Source organism: Salipaludibacillus daqingensis, from assembly GCF_029891575.1.
Lineage (GTDB): Bacteria > Bacillota > Bacilli > Bacillales > Salisediminibacteriaceae > Salipaludibacillus > Salipaludibacillus daqingensis.
The window spans coordinates 125,091-143,123 of sequence record NZ_JARZHF010000009.1 but is presented as its reverse complement, the minus strand read 5'-3'; the positions used below and the strand labels follow the sequence as shown (position 1 = coordinate 143,123).

Sequence of the window (18,033 nt, the reverse complement as noted above, 5' to 3'; positions counted from 1 at the left end):
GTATATAGCTGATCCCCTTCTTTTAGCAAAGTAAATCGGTTATAAAAGAAAAAGACGTAAAGAAACCACGAAACAAATTTCCGGATCATTTCCAAATAAATCTATCTATTGACAAACGATGAGAACAGGAGTAAATTTTGTTTATCCAAATGGAGAGAAAATCTGAAACAATAAATGATTGAACTGATTTAATAGTTTTAGACAGCCGTAGTCCGTTTTTATATTCCTAGGAGATGTTGAAATGATGAACGTAACTAATAGAAAAATTCCTTCTGCGAGGCGAATGTCCCCGCAGCAATTTTTAGCATTCGGTTTTTTAGGAACGATTTTGATTGGAACGATCTTGTTACTTTTGCCCATCTCTACACACAATCCAATTTCGCTTATTGATGCTTTGTTTACATCGACATCAGCTACGACGGTTACAGGGCTAGTTGTTTTAGATACGGGGTCTGACTTCACGTTATTTGGCCAAATTGTTATCATGCTTCTTATAAAAATAGGAGGACTAGGTTTAATGACGTTTGCCGTTATGATCGTGTTGGCATTAGGAAGAAGAATTGGCTTAAGAGAGCGAGTTCTTGTCCAAGAGTCATTTAATCAAACTTCTTTAGGAGGGATGATTAGACTTGTAAAAGTGTTATTCATTTTTGCTTTCTCTGTTGAAGCCGTAGCAACTCTTTTACTATCTTTTTATTGGATTCCCACATATGGATGGGGATTTGGTTTTTTCACTAGTTTGTTTCATTCCATCTCTGCTTTTAATAATGCTGGTTTTTCCCTTTGGGACGACAGTTTGTCAAAGTATGTCGGTGATCCAGTCGTTAATATTATTATTCCGTTTCTTTTTATAACAGGAGGGATTGGATTTACGGTTATTTATGATTTGATCGTCACAAAAACATTTCGGAGACTATCTCTTCATACGAAGCTCATGCTTACCGGGACGTTGGTTATTAATTTAGTAGCTATGTTGCTCATCTTCGCGTTAGAGTATGGAAATCCGGCAACGTTAGGTTCCTTATCATCTATAGAGAAGATGTTTGCTTCCTTTTTCCAAGCAGTAACACCTAGAACGGCAGGGTTTAATACGATTGATATTGGAAGCATGAACCCGGCTACGATAACATTTTTCTTACTGCTTATGTTTATTGGGGCAGGGAGTGCATCAACAGGGAGTGGGATAAAGTTAACGACATTTATTATCATCGTGTTAGCTGTTTATTCTTATTTAAGAGCAAGGAAAGAATCAGTCATTTTCGAACGGAAGATTGATAATCAAATCGTTATTCGAGCCTTATCAATCGTATTTATTAGTTTGACAGCGGTTGTAACGAGCATATTCCTTTTATCGATTACGGAATCTGCGCCATATTTGTGGATTGTATTTGAAGCTTTTTCCGCCTTTGGAACGGTTGGATTATCCATGGGTTTAACGGAAGAATTGTCATTCATGGGGAAACAAATGATTATTATCTTAATGGTAATAGGTCGAATTGGTCCTGTGACATTGGCTTTTGCTTTAGCCAAGTCGGAGTATAGTCACATTCGCTATCCAAAAGGCGATGTCTTCACAGGTTAATCCTGATCTGGTCACTTCTGTTCCATTTGAGAAGTGACCTTTTGATTTGATTTAGAATCGATTAGAATAGAGAAGACCTCTATATACGAAAGGAAGAAAATTGTGAAAAAATCCCTTCAATTTATTTTAGAAATGCTAAGGTTAATCTTTATTTTGTTTTTAATATTACTTTTTTATAGCCTCATTAACACATTCATTATTGAAACGGCAGGAGGATTTGAAATATTCGAAGGTACGAACTTACTAACCGTTTTCTTTTTATTACAAACGGGTGGATTATTAGTATTAATGACAATTTTTTACCGAAACAAATTGCAATTCACTGGTTGGTATAAAGGCGAACACTTCAAACCATTTTCAAAAAAACTGACACAAAGACTGTTAATCTTGAGTATTTCAGCCATCATTGGTTCTTATCTTATCCTTGTTTTTCGAATGTTGACGATGTAATTTTGTTCACCCAAACTTCTATTCCCTGACAGCTACTGACACTCCTATCCTTAAACTAGTAATTGTAAGTCATTAAACTAGAAAAGGGGAAGGTGCATCATGAAAAAAATAACAATGTTGGTCATGAGCGTCAGTTTAATCGTTGTGTTAGCAGCGTGCGGAGAATCGTCGATTGAGCCAGTAAATGAAGAAGAGAATCAGGGAAACTCTGCGGAAGCAGCTGAAACAGAAACAAAAAATGAAAATGATAGTAATGACATGGAACAAGACAATAACGAAAATGAAACGGTGGAATCGTCAGAAGACGCAGATGGGACGGAAGACGAAGTCGTTGAAAAGGAAGATTTAGGGGTTGGCACAACTGTTGATTTTAATGGTCTTCATGTTACGTTAAATTCGGCTAAGAAATATGAAGGGGATGGCGATTGGGAAGTTCCAGACCGTGACTATTTTGTCATATTAGACATTAGTATTGAGAACAAAACGGACGAAGAGGCGAATGTCTCTACTATGCTCCAAATGGATCTTGTTGATCCGAATGGTTATGCTCAAGACATGGACTTCATGGCCGATACGAAAGGAAGCCTTGATGGAGAAGTTGGGGCTGGACGTACGATGGCAGGCGAGATTTCCTTTGATGTGGAAGATGCGGATTACTTTGAATTCATCTTTGAGGATCCATTCAAAAGTGGGCAAGCGATCTGGATGATTGATGCAAGTGAGCTAGTGGAATAAGGGAAAACCCGTCGAGAATCATATGCTCCCCTTTAGGTAGGCAGATTAAAAAACAAAAATCTGGCTATTTATAGGGGAGTATTTTTTATTCATTTAATTCAAAATAATGGATAAATGTTATGATGAAAGAAGATAAAGAAATGAGGAGGGTCATCATGGCAAAAGCAAAAGGATTTCTCCGAGCGGAAAGGTTATTTTACATATTACAATATTTAACGAATCGAGAAACAGCAACGGCAGCCGAATTAGCAGATCACTGTCAAACATCGGTGCGAAGTATTTATCGTGACATGAAAACATTAGATGATTTAGGTGTCTACTATCAAAGTGAAGGAAGAAACGGGTATAAACTTCTTTATCAACCGGTACAAACAGGCGGCAAATTGACGAAAGAAGAGTGGATGGCACTGACATTGTTTCCTATGCTTTCTGAAGGCATTACATCAGGGGACCATCCTTTTCACCAAGCTTACCGAAAAGGTGTAGAAAAAATCATGAGTATCGTGCAAAAAGATGGGGGAATGTCCTCTGGAGAAGGTGGACTAGGAGAAAGAATTCGCCTTCATGCGAGACCTAGAGATTCTGCGCAGATCAAAGTGATGCCGGCCCTTCTAACTGCGATTTCAGAGAATAAAGCGATAGATGTGGACTATTACTCGATTCATCGAGATAAAGAAACAAAAAGACGATTAAATCCTTATTATTTAGTACCAAGAGAAGGGCATCTTTACCTCGTTGCTTATTGTCACTTTCGTGAAGATACACGTGTATTTCGATTAAGTCGGTTTCAAGATGTAGTGGTGACAGAAGAAACGTTTAAATTGCCGCGTTCCTTTAATATTGACGATTTTTTGTCGCATCGTTGGTCTATTATTGCGGATGATGAAGAGACAACGTTTGTTGTTCGCTTCACTGAAAAAGCGGCGCGTTATGTATTAGAAGGAGAGTATCACGTGGAAACAAAACGTGAATCTCAACAAGATGGATCACTTATTTTAACTGTTACAGTGGAAAGTAAACAAGAATTTTTAAGATGGGTTCGTTCCTTTGGGACAGATGGAGAAGTATTAGAACCGCTAAATGTTCGAGACAGCTTAGCAGAAGAGTACCGGGAAATGGCAAGAAGATATGAGGAGAAGAGTTAATTAGAGTAAATAAATCAAAGCAAAAAAAAGCATCGTTCCTTCATGAGTTATGAAGGAACGATGCTTTTTCTAGTAAATAAAATCAACAACTTCGCTTAACACCAAAGGGGACTCAACCATTTCACTTCTTCGATCTGCTTTCATAGTTATTCCCCTTCTGAATGAACAGGGCAAAAGTGATTTCATTAGCAGCTGAGATAGTGAGTTGCTTCCGTAGAAGATAAATTTTATTACTTTGATACTAAACTTTTGAATGAGTGAGTTTGTCTTTGTGTCTCTGTTACTCATTACATCAATTTTAAATGTGCATTGATAATAATGAAGAGGCATTGCAAAGATAAATCATCGCTCTTTCATTAGTGCATTTTTCAAAAACAAGGTTGATAGTTAGATATGACACAATGTGGCGGGATTTTCAGAATGAGTAATCGGTTCTTACTTTTTCCGCATTGTTTCTAGCTACAAGTTTTTGAATGGGTGCGTTTGATTACGGAATCAACCTAGTGGTTGAGTCTCCTACGGTGTTAAGCTATTTAGTTGTTATTAATATTATACCCTATTATTCAGAAAAAATAAAGTGAATATTCTGTGAACTTTAAAGTTATTTATTGGAAAGGTGATAATTCTCTAAAAAGAGGAGGTTGCCGATGTGATGGCAACCTCTAACCTACTATTCTGTTGGTAAATTTTCTTTTTTCCATCTCATAAAACCGCCTTTAATATTTTTGACGGTATACCCTTTCGCTTTCAAAATACTCGTTGCAATGGCTGATCGTGCTCCTGAACCACAATATAACGCCATCGTATGATCAGGAAGTTCTTCAGCTTTTGATGGCAAGTGGTTGATCACCATATGCTTGGCATCTTTCACATGCTCTTCCTCAAATTCGTGCTCTTCTCGAATATCAAGAATCGAAAGGTTGCCTTCTTTCTGCATGTTATAAGCATTTTCAGGGGAGATAACTTCATAGTGATCGGTTCCATGTTCCTCTTCGTATTTTTCAACGATTGCTGGAGAGAAAAAACCTTCCGTTTTATCTAAGCCAATTGCGTTCATCGCCTCAGTAATTTGTGAAAAGTGATGAGGGTCTGCGATGAAAAATATAGGTTTATCATAAGAAACGAGAGCACCAATCCAATTAGTAAATGATGAATCATAAGCAATATTTACCGTTCCAGGGATATGTGATTGAGAATAAGCTTCTCGGCTTCGTGAATCCACAATGGTCACATTTTCTCGTAATAAGTTATTTATTTTTTCCACATTAGTACCGTATCGAAGGGCATTTTTTTGATCTCTTAAAAGAGGAGCTCCTTCTTTGTTTACTTTTTTCATAACAGCAAAATATGCTGGTGGGACAGGTTGTTCATCCAAAAGAAACTCGGTAAAATTCTTCCTATCATCAAATTGAAATGCTGGGTTTGTTTTTACTTCATAACCTAAGGTTGTCGTAGGAATAGAACCTAGTGATTTCCCACATGCACTTCCAGCACCGTGACCTGGCCAAATTTGTAATGCAGAATCCATTGATTTTACTTTCTCAATAGAATGAAACATTTGCTCGGCACCTTTTATGGCTGAATCTTTCACACCAGCAGCTTTTTCTAACAGGTCAGGTCTGCCAACATCTCCGACAAAAATAAAGTCCCCGGTAAACATTCCTAATGGTTCGGCAGAAGCGGCGCCATCTGTTAATAAAAAGCTAATATGTTCAGGTGTGTGTCCAGGAGTGAAAACCACATCGAATGTTACATTTCCTAGCTTAATCTGATCACCATGACGGACGCCCTGTTGTCGTATGGAACGATCAAACGTATACTCAGAGCTAGGGTCTCCTTCTCCTTCTAAAGAGTAGTAAATCGTTGCTGATGCTCGTTCTGCTAATTCACGGGATCCGGAAACGAAATCAGCATGAATGTGCGTCTCAAGAATTTTAGTAATAGTAAAGCCTTCTTTTTCAGCCGTATTCAAATACTCTTCGATGTTTCTTGAAGGATCAATAAGGGCAGCTTCCCCTGTCTTTTGACAACCTACCATATAAGAAGCTTGTGAAAGTGACTCATCATAATAATATTTTAAATACATTTTCATTCCTCCAATTAATATTTCGTCTATACTGTAAGGGGTAACCGTTTTTTAATACTTTTAAACAGATAAGAAAATAAATGAATAAGTAGAAGGAAAATGTTCGTAGAAATTGACATTTGTTCTACAGGCAAGCATAGGTGAGTCACAGACAAAGTGATATAATTAATATGAACGATTTCAAAATTTTTATTAAAAAACAGGTAAGAGCGATAGAGCTTGGATGGTTTTTGTTATAGGAGGGAAAAGTTAGTTGAAATATTTTCTGAACTTATTAATTGTATTAAGTTTTTTGATATCAGGTTGTTCTAATGGAGGTTCTTCAGAATCATCATCAGAAATTACGGTAGCAGCAGCATCTGATCTGTTGCCAGCATTTAATGAAATAGGAGAACTGTTTGAAGAGGAAGAAAATATATCGATTACGTTCTCCTTTGGGTCTACAGGTCAATTAGCGGATCAGATTGAAAACGGGGCTCCTTTTGATGTATTTGCAGCTGCAAATGTTTCCTTTATGGATAGGCTAATTGAAGGGGAATATGTGTTAGAAGATTCGCAACAAACGTATGCATTTGGAAGAATTGGGATTACGACGATGAAAGAAGATAACCACCATATTGAAGTGTTAGAGGAGTTAACTTCTGATGAGATTCGATTTCTTTCGATTGCTAATCCTGATCATGCTCCATATGGTTTAGCCGCAAAAGAAGCTTTGCAGAGCGTGGGGATTTGGGATGATATCGGTGAAAAACTTGTTTTAGGTAGAAACATTACGGATGCACTAACACAGCTTGAAACAGGAAATGCAGAAGTAGGAATCATTGCATTGTCCCTTTTTAAAGCGCAAGAAGAGGACCTTGATTTTACGCTTATAGAGGAAGAACTACACGAACCACTAGAACAAAGCATTGGGATCGTCGAAGGAACAGATGAAGAAGAAGGAGCCCGTAAGTTTATTGAGTTTATCTTGAATGGAAATGGAAAAGAAATCATGGAGAAATACGGGTTTGTTGTACCGGAGGGTAAAGAATAAATGGCTGATATTAACCTTTTTCCGCTTTTTCTATCGTTACGTGTCTCTCTTACTGCTACGTTCTTAGCGATATTAATCGGTTTACCGATCGCTTATTATTTGAACCGTTCTAATTCTCGATTATCAGATTTTATCGATACAGTTATTACATTGCCGATTGTTTTACCTCCAACTGTTCTCGGTTACTATTTACTTGTTTTACTCGGAAGAAATAGTGCGGTTGGACGGTTTCTTGAAGACAATTTCAATTTGACAATTGTGTTTACACCTGCTGGAGCTGTCGTGGCTGCTTTAGTTGTGTCGATCCCTTTTATGATTAAATCATCAAAAGCAGCTTTAGGTTCGATCCAACCAGAGTACATTCATTCAGCAGAAATTTTAGGCAGATCAAGACTCAATATCTTTTTTACCATCATGATGCCGTTAGCATGGAGAGGGATTTTAGCTGGAGTTACGATGTCCTTCGCGAGAGCACTGGGAGACTTTGGAGCAACATTAATGGTCGCCGGAAGTATACCAAATGAAACGATGACGATGCCGATTGCGATTTATGACTCTCTTTTAGCTGGAGACCGTGCGATGGCAAATACGCTTGTTTTAATTATGACATCTGTATCTTTGGTGATTTTATATTTGATAAACAGACTAGAAAAACGAGTGATACAAGGATGATGCCCCAATGTTAGATGTAACGATACAGTCGTCTTATTCTTCTTTTCATTTAGATATTACCTTTCAAGCACAGCCAGGAATAACAGGTATTCTAGGACCTTCTGGATGCGGAAAAACGATGACCCTACAGTCTCTCGCAGGGATTATTAAGCCTGAGAATGGAAAGATTTCAATGGACAAGCAAACGTGGTTTGATAAAAGTGACCGAACATTTTGGAAACCTCAAAAAAGAAAAGTCGGCTATTTATTTCAAAACTACGCATTGTTTCCACACTTAACTGTGGAACAAAATATTGCATTTGGACTTAAAGGGCTACCAAAACACGAGATAGAAAAAAAGGTGAAACGGTGGCTTGGTATCATTCAGCTAGAAGGGTTCAAAAATCGTTACCCAAGTAAATTATCGGGTGGGCAGCAACAGCGTGTGGCTTTGGCTAGGTCAATGATTACCGAACCACAGCTATTGCTATTGGATGAACCTTTCTCAGCTCTTGACCAACATATTCGCCATTCGTTAGAAGAAGACTTAAAGCACCTCATTGATGATACGTTCCGTGGAGTTGTTCTCCTAGTGACACACAATATCGAAGAAGCGTACCGAATGTGTGATTCGATTATGCTCTTTAATGATGGGAAAGTTATTCAGCAAGGAAACCGAAAGCAAATATTACAATATCCTCGCTCTAAAAAAGCAGCAGAGATTGTCGGATGCGAAAACGTAGTGCCTATAGTAGGGGCGAGAAAAAAAGTCGAAGGAACTGAAATTTTGATTGGTAAATCGAGTGATACACTGATTTGCGAGACAATCGAAGGAAGCGATTTCCCTCCAACATATTTAGGGATTCACAATCATCATCTTAGTGTATCTAAGGAAAAAATAAAGGATGACAATGTGAAAAGTGCAACGGTGATAAAAGTAATAGAAGGAATCACTCGCCGAACAATCATTGCGGAATACGCAGGATTTCATTGGAGAGTGGATCATAACGAACAATCCAGATACGATAAGGAAATATATAAAGAAGGAGACAGTTGCTACTTATTGTTTCCAGAAGAAAAGTTGATTTTGATGAATGGGTAGCGGTTATTATAAGGTGTAGTAAATCGAAAAACCACCAAATTTTATTTGGTGGTTTTTCTTCATAAGAACTATTTCTGTAAGGTATCAACAGCTATCGCTACTTTAACAAAATTTATACGAAAGGTATTTCCATGATTCAATTATCATTTCTACCCTTTGACTAATCTTCGCTATCTATTTGCCATGATCCTCGTCTACGAGGGTCACCACCACCATACATGCTCTCTGCGCGACCGTCTTCATTGAGGACGACACCGAGACCCTGGATTCCTCCATAAAATAGTGGAGAACCATGTTCGATTACAGAGTACCCAGTATCCACATTAGAATCTCTCAACAGTGCATTTATTTCGTCATCCAATCTACGTTCTACGTGAACGACACCATCTTCCGTATAAAAACGCGGCTGTTGAATGGCTTCTTGTAAAGTTAATTTTTCATTCTCTTCATTCAAACCATATTGGTACTGCATAATCGTTTGAAAGACCATAGCGGGAATACGACGTCCACCAGGTGAACCTAGACCAAGAACAGCTTGTCCTTGTTCTTCAAAAATCATCGGTGCAACAAAAGAGCGTGGACGTTTACCAGGTGCATAGCTATTTTTGGATTCTTCCCGGTCACTAAAGTTTTCCATCTGACTATTGATAAAAATTCCATCAGAGTAAACACCAGAACCGAAAAATTGACCTAAAGAATTAGTTGCAGAAACCATTGTTCCTTCTTTATCTACTATGACATAGTGAGTTGTATGCCTAGAATCATTTTCTTCTCCAGGAGAGTCAAATAGTTGAGCGGTTTCTCCTGAGGTCGCTGCGCCAGACGATTGACTGTATACTTCATCCAAAAGCCTGTCGATCGTCTGTTGAGAAGTAAATTCAGCATGGTCAATCATTTCAAATTCAGGATCCCCTAATGTATCAAGTCTTTCTGAATACGTTTTTTGAGTAATTTCGGTAATAAGGTGAATATAAGAATGGGTGTATTCGTCATAGTTAATAAGATCACCTAGACGTGCTTCTCTATCTATGCCATCTTCAGCTAATTTTTCTTCAAGATCGGATATTACTTCGTCAGATAATACTCTACTTAAATCAAGGTTGTTAGCCATTTGCATCGCTTGGACAACGGTTGTACCAGAAGAAGGTGATGGCCCTCCGTGTAGTATTTGGTCACCAATTTCTGCAGTGACGGTTTCCGTAGTCATTGCTTCATAAGACGTAAGGTCGTTTTCATCGAAACCGAACGCTTCTTGCATGGCAATCGCAGTTTCTCCTTCGTAGAAGCCAGCTGCACCATTCTCCTTGATCAGTTCTAATGTGTCAGCAAGTTCTTCTTGTATAAGCGTCTCATTTATTTCTATAGGTTGACCACCAGGATAGTATATTTCGCGAATATTAGGGTCATCGAACTGAACATAGCGCGTCGAGTTGGCAATTTGTTCATGCAACACTTGACCAACTTCAAATCCTTCTCTTGCGACTGTCACAGCAGGGTCTAATAAATCTTCCCATGATATATTTCCTGAACCTTTTTCTTCGAAGGCTTTTTCCATTCCTTTAACCAGTCCAGGAACAGCAAAAGGACTATTTACATCGCCTTCAATCGGTGCTGCTTCACGATAATCATAAGTAATAGCACCGTCTTGACGGTCATGAACGAGCATGAGTCCACCGCCACCAATACCAGATCCATAAGGTTCCACGACATTTAACATAAAGGAAACGGCAACGGCAGCATCTATCGCATTTCCACCGTCTTCAATTACATTCATCCCTACTTCTGCGGCTAACGGATGAATAGAACTTACACCATATATTCCTGGGAAATCTTCCGCAGCATTGTTTTCATCTGATTCATTTGTTTCTTCTACGTTATTATTCACATTTGAAGATGTATCATTATTTTGACTAACTTCTACGGAATCCACTTGTCGGTCTTGAAAGTCACTTCCAGAGTATGGTTCTCTAAACTGATCAAATTCACCCTCAAAGTAAACGCTCCAAGAAATTAAGCCAATAAAGATGATACCTGCAAGGATGTGGGTGATTTTCAAGTACACTTTGTAATTATTCATGATGTGATGTCCACTCCTTCCAGGACCCCAGCCTCGTCTAAATCGATAATTAATCGACCGTCCTGAACGGACCACTTGTCATTTTCCAATTCTTTCCTTAGCGTTCGAAAAATCCTGAAATCCTGATAGGGTTTCATCAAACCGAAAGTTTCTTTTGGACGTGTATCTGTAATATGCAACGGAACAAAGGAAAGTTGCTTAGATCCATTATCAAGAAAATCTAGTTGAGCGATAGCGGACTCCTTCGTACGTGACCATCCTTGGTCAAAAACGAAATTTCCTAAACTGTTCATGACAATCGATTTATTTCCATCAATACCTTCCACAATCGTAATTGGCTCAAGGACATGGGAATGATGGCCGACAATGATGTCTGCACCATAGTTCGTTAAAAATTGAGCTTTTTCTTCTTGATCTTCATTAAAACCTACTTGATATTCGTCTCCCCAATGCACATGGACAATGATAATGTCAGCACCACCGCCACCTTCTTCTTCAGGGAGTTTAGCATTTTCTATTCTAGATCTTAGTTCTCCAATTTCTTCATACGTTAAGACTCCACCAACGTGTTCTCTAGCATCAAAACCTCGAGTTTTTACTTCTGTATATCCGATTATCCCTGCTCGAGTGTTGTCATTAATATCAAAGAAAGATACTTCTGCCGCGTCAACTGCGCCGTCTTCTATTTCATCTTCATCTAAATTAATCGCATCTCCAATCCCAAGAGTTTGTATTGAAGAATCAGCGAAATGTTCCAATGTATCCTCTAGAGATAAGTCCCCGTAATCTAGGGCATGGTTATTTGCGAGAGTAACACTATCAAAACCTGCTTTTTCAAGGGCCTCAATTGCCCAAGGTTCAGCATAAAAATGAATGTCTTTGTTGTCTAATTCTGAATCAGACTTCAATGTAGAAAAATCTGGGATATCTGGATCATCTGAATCGTCATACCTTTCATGATAAGGATCCAATATAGGGGACTCAAAATTACCAGTTACATAATCAGACTCTTGAAAAAAAGGTGTTACATAATCAAACGTTCGCCCAACATGTTCACCACTTCGAACGGCAGCATCGTGTACGTGCCTACCTAACATCATATCGCCAACCATCGACATTCGATATTCCACATTATCTGGTCTCGTGTTCGAAGGAGCTTCTGCTGAAAATAACCATTGATGACCAAAAAAAGGAATTGCTAAGATGATAATAGCAATGAGAGAATGCGACAATGCTTTTTCGCGATGACGCATTTGCATCAATTTCATTTTTTCTTTAAAAGATAATTCTTTCGACATTTATAAACGCTCCTACTCTAAAACAAGTGATAAATTGTAATAATAACAAAAGTAAAGAATGAGATAACAAACGTAGATGAGAAGGTTGGGAACACACCTTGTTTTTGAATTGAATTAGCAATTAAGCCGGGGACGATAACCCCTATCCCTCGAAGTTCCATCGCTTCAAAGGGGATCCCAAATGGAGAACCATAGGCATAATCCATCCCCATTTTCATTAAAATACCAACGGTTAGCATCGCAGCAAACTTTCGTCTGCCATATAAAACCGTTATTCTTGTTAACAATTGTGTAACAATAACGTAAGTTAATAAACTGATCATCCCGACAACGACAACATACATTAATTGATCAAAAACGAGCGCTAAATAGCCAGGGACGACTAAACCAGAAGGTACGACTCCTGTTTTTTCTGCATACAGTAGCGATAATAAAACACCTATAACAATTGCGATATATAAATCTGTTCCAAACACGTGTCTGCCAACTCCTTAAAATTTAACTTTAAACATACCGAATATTTATAAACTTCCATCAAGGTGTTTGCGCATAAGAACCTTGCTTTTTAATCGTTGTTTTGCGTGGCCTAACTTTTGAATTGTAATTAGCAATTCTAACACTTTCTAAATCTAGCTGTTCGATAGCTTCAGCAATTTCTTGACCACCACCGTGAATATTTCCAATACCATATATCATGCTTTCACTTGGTAGTTGCTTGATATGGTCTAATACGGTTTTCGTAGGTTCTTTTTCTAGATTAATTAAGTTGCTTACGTTAAGGTTGCCATCTTCAATCGCTTGTAGAATAGGTGATACACCTTTTCCCGTTAAGATAAGCGTATCCATATCAAACTTAGGAAGTACTTCTTCAGCAAATTGTATAGTACGGTCTACACGATCATCGCGGCAATTCATCATGACAACCTTGTTGTCAGAAGGATAATCTTGTTCTTGTATTTTGTTCCAAATATTAATGGTGGACGTTGCGTCATTTGCAGCGAACCCATTAAAGAAATAGCTTGGAGAAGATGAGAGACCAAATTGATGAACTCTCATGGCACCTGGATCGACAGGAGCATTTAACATGCCTCTAAGCGCTACTTCATGGTCAATTCCAAGAATATCAGCCACAGCTAGTCCAAAAGCTGCGTTTTCTGCAAACATCATGAATGGAAATTTAGTCAAATAACTTTCTTCTATTAAACTAGGATCCGCAACGACTACTTTTGTGCCACGACTATCAGCAATTTTTTTGAAATAGCGCTGGTACGTTGATGGTGGAATAACTAAATACCCGTTATAAGGGATCGTGCGCCCAAAGGCTTCAGCAATCTGTTTGATTGTTGGACCCATAACATCTAAATGGTCTTCCATCACGTTTGTGATGACCGTAATATTCGCTTTCACTAAACGGTCTTGAAAAATAGTTTGATAGTCAGGATTGACGGCCATGCATTCTGTTACAAACGTGTCCACATTTTTTCGAGCGACTTGTTTGGTAATTTGTTTTTGTTCTGAGATATTTGCACCTTGTAAACTTCGAACAATTGGTTCTTCTTCTTCTTTATCCCAATAAAACAATCTAGGAGATGTTCCTGTTGTTTTACCTGCTACTCGCTGTTTATTTTCTTTGATTATTCCCATAATTAACCTCGTCACAGTCGACTTTCCTCTAACGCCGTTGACAAGAATTCTTGTTGGGATACGTTGAATATTTCGTTCGAGCTTGCTGCGTTCACGAAATCCGATGTATAAAACAATCGCAGCAAAAAATGATAAATAAATAAGTTCATTCACTGGTTATTAACCTCCTAATAGGCGAAAAATACATTACTATTATAAACTATTTAAGCACAAAAGTACTAATCAGTCTTATCTCTTTACCCTATCTGCAAAACTATATAACTTCTTTTTCATTTGTTAAATTATGCCATACGTCATTGCTTTCATCTTTTGCTAGAGATTGGTAAACTAGAAAAAGATGAATGGTAAAAGGGAGCTTTTAATAATGATAAAAAATAATGTCAAATGGAACAATGAAGTAAGATCGGTTCTTGTTGTTACTTCTGTGGAAGCAGAGAAACAAGCCATTTTGAAAGGGATTGGAGATGATCCTCGTTTTCACGTGGAAACAATTGGTGTAGGACCGATGTTCGCAGCGGCAAAAACAGCGGAATTCCTCCATAAAAGTTCGTATGATGTTGTTGTTAATATGGGGGTCGCAGGCGGATTTCCTAAAGTAGCAAGAATTGGAGATGCTGTTGTTGCTTCAAAAATGATTGCAGCTGACTTGGGGGCAGAGTCTGCTGAAGGTTTCAAACCGATTGAAGAGCTTGGGTTTGGACAATCCAGTTTTACATGTGATGAAGAAATGGCGATGAAAATAGTTGATAGAATTAACAATAACACAGACGTGCGAGCTTATTACGGACCAATATTAACGAGATCGATGGTGACAGGGACAACCAAAACGTTAGAGCTTTTAGAAAATCAAGTTCCTGGAGCCGCAGCAGAAGCAATGGAAGGTTTCGGAGTGTGTACTGCTGCTCAAATACATAATATCCCTTGTTACGAAATTCGGACAATATCGAACCCTGTTGGTCCGAGAGACCGAGATTCCTGGAAAATTAGCGAAGCTCTTATATCATTAACGGGAGTTAGTACAATTCTTAAGGAGGTTTTTTAAATGAAATTAGCTTTTTCCCCTTGTCCTAACGATACCTTTGTTTTTCATGCTTGGACACATGGACTCATAGACGGAGCGCCACAACTTGACGTGACGTATGCTGATATTGATAAAACAAATTATTGGGCGATGGATTTAGAGGGACCAGAAGTAATGAAAATTTCTTTTGCTGCATTACCGTATGTGATTGATGATTATCGTCTCATTCCTTGTGGAGGGGCATTAGGTAGAGGGTGTGGCCCATTAGTTTTGACGAGTGGTGGAAATGGGAGTCCAGAAAATCTTGTTGGAAAAACGGTTGCCGTACCAAGTGATAAATCAACCGCTTATATGTTATTTCGTTTATGGACGTCACAAAAAATTCCTGATGGAGTAGGGAAAATAAAGGTCATGCCGTTTCATGAAATTATGCCAGCTGTGAAAGAAGGTAGGGTAGACGCAGGGCTCGTTATCCATGAAGCTCGATTTACGTATATAGATTATGGCCTTGATTTGCTCGTTGATCTAGGTGACTGGTGGGAAGAGGATACTGGGTTTCCAATACCATTAGGTGCAATTATTGCCAAGCGATCACTAGGGAAAAAACAGGAGTTAACCGAGTGGATTCAGAGTTCTGTTCAGTATGCGTGGGACAAACCTGATGCTTCGATGGATTATGTGATGGAACATGCTCAGGAAATGTCGACAGAAGTTGCCAAAAACCATATTGATTTATATGTAAATGAATTTACGGGTGAGTTAGGTGAGAAAGGGTATGCTGCTGTGGAATCATTGCTAGGTAGAGCGGCGAAAGAAGGTCTTATACCAGCATTTGATATGAAAAAATTGAGAGACTAACTGCGAAGTTTATAAAAGGATGATGATTTGGATATTGATGAACGAGACAAATAAATTCGCATGGTGATTACCCGCAGATTAAATAATTTTCTGCGGCTTTTTTATTGATTGAGAAGATTTGCTATGTTTTCATCAATATAGCCTGTTCGTTTTAGGTATTCAAGAATTTTAACGTTAATTAATACATATCCAGCAAAGATGAGAATGGAAAAGAAACAACCAGATAACTGCATATAAATAATTACTTGACCAAATCTAACAATATCCTAAAGTATCAGATTCTAAAAAAGTAGAAGGCAGCCAATAGCTACCTTCTATTTTTCGTCATAGGATTGTTTTTGTTGAACGGATCCATCACCTAAATGAACGACTAAATGGGTTTCTTTCTTTTTAGCAATTTCACGTGCTCGCGAAATCGCATCCTTTTTATTATCAAAAACGTGAGACGGTTGTTTGGCATCTTCTGCTTGCACTGCCCAACCGTTATCATGCGGATAAACATGTTCCCCTTTATCTAGAAGTTCTGGGCGGGAGTTTGATTCGTCCTTTTCTCCATCATGTTCTGTTAACTTCTCGTTTGTTTTATTCGTCATACGATTGATCTCTTTCTTACTAGCATTTTCATACCATTCTTTTGCTTGCTCTGTTGCAATAGGTATGGCTTGCCCTTCTTTATATCCTTCGTCAACCATAGCATTTGCGATTTCAATCGCTTTTTTTCGTATAGGTGTATTTAAGTTTTTTAAGGATTCAGGGTAATCATTTGTATCCCATGGCATAAATGGAACACCTCCTTTAAGATGTGTTTTGTATGTACCACAAATAAAGGAATAATAAACAATCTTTTGCTATAAAAAGATAATCATAAGTTAGTTATTAAATTACCAAACGCTGAGATGACTTGGTTGTTTCTCCAATTAAATCACCAACTAATTTGTTTTCGTGAATAACGGTTTCAAGAGATGCATTCATTTCTTCAAAAGATGCAGAAGCTTCTTCTAACAATGCTGCGAAACTATTTGTAGAATGTTCAATCGTACGTATCCCATCTTTGGATTTCGACGTAAAAGTTGTAAAGTCATCCATTTGTTCTGTTAACTCTTGTAATGAACCATTGATTTGTTTGAAATAACCTGATGCTGTTTCTGCCATGGAGACATTGCGATCAATGGATTCGTTGTTTTGTTCAATTTTCTTTGATGCATCTTGGCTGACTGATTTAATGCTAAGTAAATTCATTGTCATCGATTTCGTGATGGACTCCGTGTTTGTAGCGAGCTTACGAATTTCTTCAGCAACAACAGCAAACCCTTTTCCTGCTTCTCCAGCCCTGGCTGCTTCTATTGATGCATTGAGAGCTAATAAGTTCGTTTGTTCTGTAATGTCCTTTATACTCGTAGTCATGCTGTTTGTTTCGTCTATTTTTACAGTTAATTCACTGAAAGTTTGTGTCAAAGAAACCATTTCTTCTTTAAAACGATTCATTTCAGTAGTTAATTTAGTTAGACTATCCGATCCGCTTGTAGATAGTTGGCTGTTAGCGGACGTTTTGTCTTTTAATTCAATAGAAGAGTGATAAATATTTTCCATTAGTTCTGTGTTTTCCGATAAAATTTGAGCTATTTGGGAAATCTCTTCGTTTTGTTGTTCACTTCCAGAAGTTAATTCGTGGATGACAGTGAGAACTTGGTTTTGTGAATCCAAACTTACTTCTGTTTGATCAAAAATTTTCGCTAAATTCTCTGCTATCCTTTCTGCTTGTGTTTGAACATGTTCTTTCGCTTCTTTTTGCTGCTGCATTGCTTCTGTTTGATGAAGAACCATTTGTTCCGTTTCTAAATTTCTCTTGTTATTGATATAACTTAAAATAAAAAGTGTCATGGTATACAAAAGAGTGACAAACATAAATGTTAGTAAACTTGCCTCAAGTGTTTCGGGGTAGGCAAAGTTTTGGATAATGAGGTAAATAACGCCCCCAGACAACAACGTTTTTAAAACCAAAGCTGAGATCTTACCATGCATCGCTGCGAGTAAAACAGTAAAAATTAACATGAAAATATTTGTTATGGTAGTGTCAGTGACTAGAGCTGTTGCGACATGAGAAGAAATAGATATAAGTACAAAAACAAACGGAAAACTAGCTTCAAATTTCCCTGATAAACGGGATGTCCAATGATACAAAGACATGAGTACAAAAGGGATACCTAGACACAACCCCTGTAAGATTTCTCCTGTAAAAAAAGAAACCAAGGTACCGACTAATAAGGATGCACTATACACATAATAAACTAATGAATTTTTTTGACGCATTGTTTTATTACGTAATTGTTCAATACTGTTCAAACGAACAC

16 protein-coding genes are annotated in these 18,033 nt (G+C 38.0%); 9 read left to right on the top strand and 7 right to left on the bottom strand.

Translation table 11 applies throughout. The features are described from left to right. Positions 1-220 precede the first annotated feature (220 nt). From QDN89_RS17280 to QDN89_RS17265, 4 genes are all read left to right on the top strand, one after another. The gene (locus QDN89_RS17280; protein ID WP_280771525.1) at positions 221-1,582 is read left to right on the top strand and encodes a TrkH family potassium uptake protein; all 1,362 of its coding nucleotides are present in this window, start codon (positions 221-223) and stop codon (positions 1,580-1,582) included. A 102-nt stretch (positions 1,583-1,684) separates the two neighbouring features. Further along, positions 1,685-2,032 (top strand): hypothetical protein, encoded by a 348-nt coding sequence (locus QDN89_RS17275; protein WP_280771413.1) that lies wholly within the window; start codon positions 1,685-1,687, stop codon positions 2,030-2,032. Between the two features lie 99 nt (positions 2,033-2,131). Next, a complete protein-coding gene (locus QDN89_RS17270; RefSeq protein ID WP_280771412.1) occupies positions 2,132-2,767 on the top strand; it encodes a DUF4352 domain-containing protein in 636 nt (211 codons plus the stop codon). Positions 2,768-2,922: 155 nt separating this feature from the next. Further along, entirely contained in the window at positions 2,923-3,912 is a 990-nt protein-coding gene (locus QDN89_RS17265; protein ID WP_280771411.1) for a helix-turn-helix transcriptional regulator, read from the top strand. Between the two features lie 670 nt (positions 3,913-4,582). Here QDN89_RS17265 and QDN89_RS17260 read toward each other — a convergent pair. Next, a complete protein-coding gene (locus QDN89_RS17260; RefSeq protein ID WP_280771410.1) occupies positions 4,583-5,998 on the bottom strand; it encodes a rhodanese-like domain-containing protein in 1,416 nt (471 codons plus the stop codon). A gap of 253 nt (positions 5,999-6,251) precedes the next feature. Between QDN89_RS17260 and modA the strand changes: the two genes are divergently transcribed. The 3 genes from modA to QDN89_RS17245 are packed head-to-tail and all read left to right on the top strand — an operon-like array spanning position 6,252 to position 8,784. Continuing rightward, positions 6,252-7,031 (top strand): molybdate ABC transporter substrate-binding protein, encoded by a 780-nt coding sequence (gene modA / locus QDN89_RS17255; RefSeq protein WP_280771409.1) that lies wholly within the window; start codon positions 6,252-6,254, stop codon positions 7,029-7,031. Continuing rightward, positions 7,032-7,703 (top strand): molybdate ABC transporter permease subunit, encoded by a 672-nt coding sequence (gene modB / locus QDN89_RS17250; RefSeq protein ID WP_280771408.1) that lies wholly within the window; start codon positions 7,032-7,034, stop codon positions 7,701-7,703. Between the two features lie 7 nt (positions 7,704-7,710). After that, positions 7,711-8,784 carry a sulfate/molybdate ABC transporter ATP-binding protein gene (locus QDN89_RS17245; RefSeq protein ID WP_280771407.1) on the top strand — a complete coding sequence of 358 codons (1,074 nt, stop codon included), beginning with the start codon at positions 7,711-7,713 and terminating at the stop codon, positions 8,782-8,784. A 160-nt stretch (positions 8,785-8,944) separates the two neighbouring features. Here the strand turns inward: QDN89_RS17245 and QDN89_RS17240 are convergent, their stop codons facing one another. From QDN89_RS17240 to pgsB, 4 genes are read right to left on the bottom strand one after another with little or no spacing between them, the layout of a single operon-like run. Then, entirely contained in the window at positions 8,945-10,861 is a 1,917-nt protein-coding gene (locus tag QDN89_RS17240; protein WP_280771406.1) for a gamma-glutamyltransferase family protein, read from the bottom strand. Then, positions 10,858-12,159, bottom strand: a complete 1,302-nt coding sequence (locus QDN89_RS17235) for a CapA family protein (RefSeq protein WP_280771405.1) — start codon at positions 12,157-12,159, stop codon at positions 10,858-10,860. Before QDN89_RS17235 ends, QDN89_RS17240 begins: the two co-directional genes overlap by 4 nt. Positions 12,160-12,176: 17 nt before the next feature. Then, positions 12,177-12,635 (bottom strand): poly-gamma-glutamate biosynthesis protein PgsC, encoded by a 459-nt coding sequence (gene pgsC / locus QDN89_RS17230; RefSeq protein WP_280771404.1) that lies wholly within the window; start codon positions 12,633-12,635, stop codon positions 12,177-12,179. 58 nt (positions 12,636-12,693) lie between these two features. Beyond that, complete coding sequence (pgsB, locus tag QDN89_RS17225) at positions 12,694-13,956, bottom strand: poly-gamma-glutamate synthase PgsB (RefSeq protein ID WP_280771403.1); 1,263 nt, start codon at positions 13,954-13,956, stop codon at positions 12,694-12,696. Between the two features lie 211 nt (positions 13,957-14,167). On the opposite strand from pgsB, the gene QDN89_RS17220 reads away from it, so the two are divergent. Further along, a complete protein-coding gene (locus QDN89_RS17220; RefSeq protein WP_280771402.1) occupies positions 14,168-14,845 on the top strand; it encodes a futalosine hydrolase in 678 nt (225 codons plus the stop codon). Beyond that, positions 14,846-15,682 (top strand): 1,4-dihydroxy-6-naphtoate synthase, encoded by an 837-nt coding sequence (locus QDN89_RS17215; protein WP_280771401.1) that lies wholly within the window; start codon positions 14,846-14,848, stop codon positions 15,680-15,682. A 314-nt stretch (positions 15,683-15,996) separates the two neighbouring features. Here QDN89_RS17215 and QDN89_RS17210 read toward each other — a convergent pair whose 3' ends face one another. Both QDN89_RS17210 and QDN89_RS17205 read right to left on the bottom strand, forming a co-directional pair. Beyond that, a complete protein-coding gene (locus QDN89_RS17210) occupies positions 15,997-16,461 on the bottom strand; it encodes a DUF2188 domain-containing protein (RefSeq protein ID WP_280771400.1) in 465 nt (154 codons plus the stop codon). Between the two features lie 97 nt (positions 16,462-16,558). Further along, the gene (locus tag QDN89_RS17205) at positions 16,559-18,025 is read right to left on the bottom strand and encodes a methyl-accepting chemotaxis protein (protein ID WP_280771399.1); all 1,467 of its coding nucleotides are present in this window, start codon (positions 18,023-18,025) and stop codon (positions 16,559-16,561) included. Between the last annotated feature and the right edge of the window lie 8 nt (positions 18,026-18,033).